Origin of the sequence: Microbacterium sp. (genome assembly GCF_035277845.1) — a bacterium.
Classification (GTDB): domain Bacteria; phylum Actinomycetota; class Actinomycetes; order Actinomycetales; family Microbacteriaceae; genus Microbacterium.
The window spans coordinates 1-5,193 of sequence record NZ_DATEJS010000091.1 but is presented as its reverse complement, the minus strand read 5'-3'; the positions used below and the strand labels follow the sequence as shown (position 1 = coordinate 5,193).

The 5,193-nt window shown below is 73.2% G+C and carries 7 protein-coding genes and 1 pseudogene; all 8 read right to left on the bottom strand.

Going from position 1 to position 5,193, the window contains the following annotated elements:
* A pseudogene (locus VJR25_RS03960) lies at positions 1–173 on the bottom strand (hydroxymethylbilane synthase); the annotation flags it as partial.
* Entirely contained in the window at positions 170–823 is a 654-nt protein-coding gene (hemQ, locus tag VJR25_RS03955) for a hydrogen peroxide-dependent heme synthase (protein ID WP_324112742.1), read from the bottom strand. The gene hemQ and the pseudogene VJR25_RS03960, both read right to left, overlap by 4 nt.
* 54 nt (positions 824–877) lie before the next feature.
* The gene (locus VJR25_RS03950) at positions 878–1,162 is read right to left on the bottom strand and encodes a hypothetical protein (RefSeq protein ID WP_324112740.1); all 285 of its coding nucleotides are present in this window, start codon (positions 1,160–1,162) and stop codon (positions 878–880) included.
* Positions 1,152–1,568, bottom strand: coding sequence for a phage holin family protein (locus VJR25_RS03945; RefSeq protein ID WP_324112738.1), 417 nt, complete (start codon positions 1,566–1,568; stop codon positions 1,152–1,154). Before VJR25_RS03945 ends, VJR25_RS03950 begins: the two co-directional genes overlap by 11 nt.
* Before the next feature lies 1 nt (position 1,569).
* Positions 1,570–1,938, bottom strand: a complete 369-nt coding sequence (locus VJR25_RS03940) for a hypothetical protein (RefSeq protein ID WP_324112736.1) — start codon at positions 1,936–1,938, stop codon at positions 1,570–1,572.
* A 58-nt stretch (positions 1,939–1,996) separates the two neighbouring features.
* Entirely contained in the window at positions 1,997–3,574 is a 1,578-nt protein-coding gene (locus VJR25_RS03935) for a protoporphyrinogen/coproporphyrinogen oxidase (RefSeq protein WP_324112734.1), read from the bottom strand.
* Complete coding sequence (gene hemE, locus VJR25_RS03930; protein WP_324112732.1) at positions 3,571–4,674, bottom strand: uroporphyrinogen decarboxylase; 1,104 nt, start codon at positions 4,672–4,674, stop codon at positions 3,571–3,573. Before hemE ends, VJR25_RS03935 begins: the two co-directional genes overlap by 4 nt.
* Before the next feature lie 33 nt (positions 4,675–4,707).
* The coding region (locus VJR25_RS03925) for a YbaK/EbsC family protein (protein WP_324112730.1) at positions 4,708–5,193 on the bottom strand (486 nt) is incomplete at its 5' end.

Genomic DNA, 5,193 nt, shown 5'->3' with positions numbered 1-5,193 from the left:
GCGAACACGCCGCGCCCGCCGAGCGTCGACAGGGATGCCCGGTTCACGTCGCCCTCGGACGTGATCGGAACGAGCTCGACCTCCTGACCGGAGGATTCGGCGAGCTGGTCGGCCACCTGCTGCGACTGCGCCATCGCGAGCGCGCTGCGGCGGGTGCCGAGCCGGATCGTCACTGCAGGACTTCCGGGATGTCGTCGATCTCGATGCGGCGTCCGGTGAAGAAGGGGAGCTCCTCGCGCACGTGCAGGCGCGCCTCGGTGTAGCGGAGGTCGCGCATCATGTCGACGAGGTCGGTGAGCTCGTCGGCCTCCATGGGCAGCACCCACTCGTAGTCGCCGAGCGCGAAGGCGGCGACCGTGTTGGCGACGACGTTCGTGAACGCGGCGCCCTTGCGGCCGTGGTCGCGCAGCATCCGGCTGCGGTCCTCCTCGGGCAGCAGGTACCAGTCGTAGCTGCGCACGAACGGGTAGACGGTGAGCCACTGCTTGGGCTCGATGCCGCGCAGGAACCCGGGCACGTGGGCGCGGTTGAACTCCGCGTCGCGGTGCACGGCCATGGCGTTCCAGGTGGGCAGCAGGTTCTTCAGCAGCTCCGTGCGGCGAAGGCGACGCAGGTCCCGCTGCAGCGCCTCGGCGCTGTCGCCGTGAATCCAGATCATCAGGTCGGCGTCGGAGCGCAGGCCGCTCACGTCGTAGAAGCCGCGGATGGTGACGCCGCCGGCTTCGATGAGCTCACGGATGTCGGCGAGCTCGGTGACGTCCGACTCGGTGACGGGGCGCTCGGGATCGCGGCGCAGCACAGCCCAGAGGGTGAAGGAAGACATGTGATCCAGTCTGGCACTGGATTCTCTGCGGTCCCTCCGCGCGCCGCCCCGCGCTCAGCGCTTGCGGGTGTACAGGGCCACGAAGCCCCAGACCACACCGCCGACGGCGGCGGCCGCCCCCACCACGACGGCGGCTGCGGCGGCGGGGCTCTGCTCGGCCAGCTTCTTGAACTGCGCGACCTTCTTCTCGGCGGCCACGGCGGCCCGCCGCGGCAGGTTGCCCTTGACCTCGATGGCCAGCAGCGTCGCCTTCAGCTCGGCGCGTGCGCGCTCGACCGGATCGGTGATCCCGTCGGGGACCGCCGTGCGCGGGATGGCGGTGGTGCGTTCAGAAGTCATCGGCGGTGTCCTTCACGTCTTTGATGATCGCGGCGTCGCGCGCCACCGACTGCGCCGGGTTCTCGCGCTTGCCCAGCCGGCGGAAGCGCAGCACGCCGAGCAGCGCGAGCACGACCACGACGGCGAGCATGGCGACGAACACGACGAGGGATGCCAGCCACGCCGGCCACCACGACGCGAGCCCGATGATGCAGAACGCCCCGAGCGCCGGAATGGTCCAGAACAGCACGAACAGCGCGGCGAGGGTCCAGGCGGCACCGATTCCGCCGTCTTTCGCGGTGCGCTTGAGCCACGTCTTGGCCTGGTCGATCTCGGCCATGACCAGATTCTTGACGAGCTCCGGAACCTCGCCGATCAGGGTGAACAGGCTCTCGTCGGCCCGATCCCGATAGCCGCGCGGGGTCATGTCACTTCCCGTCGGCGGCGTCGGAGACGCGCTTCTTCACGTCGTCGGCTGACTTCTCGGCGGCTTCGGCGATGTCGTCGGCCGCCTTGCGGCCGGCCTTCACCGCGGCGTCCAGACGCTCACCGGGAGTGTCGGCGGGGGCGGCTGCGGCCTTCGTGACCTTGACCGCGCTGCTCCACAGGGCGGTCGGCAGGGCCATCAGCGCGGACTTTCCGGCGGCCTTGGCCTTGTCGACCTGCTTCTGCACGGCCGGGAGCTCCCAGACCTTGTCCGCCTGCTGTTTGATCTGCTCGTACCGCTCGCGACCTGCGCGCGTGCCCAGCACGTATCCGACTCCGAGGCCGATGACCAGTCCCACTTTGCCCCTCATGGGGTCTCCTCACGCTCGTTGTCATCCCCAGCGTAGACCTGTATTCCGATTCCGGCATCTAATCGGCTGCGGGCTCGGACCCTCCCCACAGCAGGCCCGCACGCACCCGGTCGGCCTCTGCAGCGGCATCCGGCACGACCTGCGCGAGGCCCGTTCCGGCCAGCCACGCACCCGCCGCGCCGAGCCCCTCGACCCGCCGGATCGCGGCCCGCGACCCGGCCGCGAACTCCGCACGGCCGAGCACGGACGCGGGCTGCGACTGCACGAATCGGGCCCGGTGGAAGCCGCGCAGCGCGGTCAGCTCCACGCCGAGCAGAGCGGATGCCTCGGACAGCGCGAGACGCGCCGCGGCCTCGTCGTCGAGGCCCTCGGTCGCGGGCGCCTCGCCCTGCGCACCGAACGACACGCGCACCACGTGCGCGCCGCCGGCGGCGCGGCGCACCCACTCCCACTTGGCCGTGGAGTGGGTGAGGGCCTTGGCGATGTGCGAGCCTGGCACGGTGAGCACGCCGGTGCCGCGCGGCGAGGCATCCAGCTCGGGGGCATCCACGACGAGCGTGACGATCTCGACGACCGGGGCGGCCGACTCGGCGGATGCCGGCAGGTCGGCGTGCGGGGCGAGCAGCTGCCGCGCCACCGCCTCGGGAGCCGCGACGATCACGGCGTCGAAAGCCGCGTCGCCGGGTGCACCCGCGGCGTCGTTTCGGATTTCGGCGTCGTCTTCGGGCTCGTCCGGCGAAGGGGTCCGGATTCCGGTCGATTCTCCGAGATCGCCGGCCTCGGGCACGACCACGCGCCACTTCCCGCCCGTTCGCTCGAGTGCGTGCACGGGCGTCGCCACGCGGATCTGCACCTGCAGGGCCTCGAGTCGCGCCTGCACCGCGTCGACCAGGCGGGACATGCCGCCCTCGATGCCCTCCACGGCCGACCCGGGCGCCTTGCACTGGGCGGCCTTCTCGGCACCGGCGCGCAGGGCGGCCACCGCACCGGACAGCGAACCGGCGCGGGTGAGCGCGGCCGACAGGCCGGGGGCCGCGAGCTCCACGTCGATGTCGTCGGGACGCGCCGAGTACACGCCGCTCGTCACGGGGGCGACGAGCCGGTCGAGCACGACCTGGCCCATCCGCCCGCGCACGAGGTGGCCGAGGCTGTGGTCGATGCCGATGGTCAGCGGCGGGCGCAGACGGTCGAGATAGGCCCGCCAGGCGGCGCGCCGGCCGATGATGCGCACGACGGCCGGATCCCACGGATTGGCCGGGATGCCGAGCACTCCACCGGTGGGCAGCGGGGCGGCATCCGGCCCGGTGCCCGACGCCGCGAGCCCGGCGAGCCACGCACCGCCGGCTGCCGGCGTCACGACCGCGTCGCCGAGTCCGAGCTCCTCGACGAGGGTGCGCACCGTGCCGCCGCGGGTGGCGAAGCTCTCCGCGCCGACGTCGACGCGGATGCCGGCGACCTCCGCCGAGCGCACCGCGCCGCCGAGGGACCCGGACGCCTCGAACACGGTGACCGCGATCCCCACCTTCGCGCACTCCAGCGCGGCGACGAGGCCGGCCATGCCGCCGCCGACGATCGCGACGCGGGTGCCGCGCACCCGCTCGGCGAGGCCCTCGAGGTCGGCGGGGTCGACGGTCACTCGCCCAGCTCCTTCACGAACCCGACGATGCGGGTGAGCACGGTCGGGTCGGTCTCGGGCGGGACGCCGTGGCCGAGGTTGAGGATGTGCGCGCGGGCCGCGCGGCCACGGGCGACCACGTCGCGCACGTGCGCCTCGAGCACCGGCCACGGCGCCTGCAGCAGGGCCGGGTCGATGTTGCCCTGCAGGGTGACATCCGGGCCGAGGATGCCGGCGGCCGCGTCGAGCGGGGTGCGCCAGTCGACCCCGACACACGACACCACACCGCCTGGGCCCACGCGACCCGAGACTCCGGGCGCCGCGCCGGCGGCGTCTGGAGTGGGAGTGGAGAGGGTCATGTCGGGCAGCAGGTGCGCCGTGCCGACCCCGAAGTGGATCGCGGGCACGACCGCACCGTCGAGCGCGGCACGCGAGTGCGGCGCCACGTATTCGCGGTAGTCCGCCACCGAGAGGGAGCCCGCCCACGAATCGAACAGCTGCACGGCGGAGGCACCGGCATCCGTCTGGGCGGTCAGGAACGTGCGGGACACCTCGGCCAGCCAGCCGGCGAGCGCATGCCACGCGGCGGGGTCGGCGTGCATCATGGCCCGGGCGCGCAGGTGCTCTTTGCTGGGGCCGCCCTCGACGAGGTACGCGGCCAGGGTGAACGGCGCTCCGGCGAAGCCGATCACCGGGGTTCCCGCGGGTGCGAGCTCGGCGGCGACCAGGCGCACGGCCTCGCGCACCGGCTCTGCGTTCGCGGCGACCTCCGCCGGGTCGATGGCGGTCAGCCGGGCGACGTCGGCCGCGGTGCGCACCGGGTCCGCGAACACCGGGCCCCGGCCCGGCTCGATCTCGACCGCGACGCCGGCGAGGCGCAGCGGGATGACGATGTCGCTGAAGAAGACCGCGGCATCCACTCCGTGCCTGCGCACCGGCTGCAGGGTGATCTCCGCCGCGAGATCCGGGGTCAGGCAGGCGTCCAGCATCCGCGTGCCGACGCGAAGCTCGCGGTACTCGGGCAGCGATCGGCCGGCCTGCCGCATGAACCACACCGGGGGCCGGGTGCCGCGCTCCCCGTGCAGGGCGCGGACGAGCAGGGACTCAGCGGGGTGGGGCATCCCGCCATTCTCGCACCCGGATCCGTGCGCGAATCAGCGGCCGAGTCCCTCGACGACCTCGACGCCGGGCAGGGATGCCAGCACGTGGCCGGGCGCGAAGAGCTTCGCGCCGCGGATACCGGCGCCGACGACGACACCGGGCGAGGCGGCGACGGCTGCGTCCACGAGCACGGGCCACTGCGCGGGCAGCCCGATCGGGGTGATGCCGCCATACTCCATGCCGGTGAGCGCCACCGCCTCGTCCATCGGGGCGAACGACGCCGAGCGCACGTCCAGACGCTTGCGCACCACCCCGTTGACGTCGGCGCGGGTGGTCGCGAGCACGAGGCACGCGGCGTAGCGGATGTCGCCGCCGCGCTTGCCCTTGACGATCACGCAGTTGGCGCCGTCGACCGGCTGCACGCCGTAGTGCTCGCAGAAGGCCGCCGTGTCGGCGAGGCCGGCGTCGATCTCGGAGACGCCGATGGATGCCGCATCCGGCACGCCGTCGAGCATGCGCGCCACCGGCTCGGCGACGAG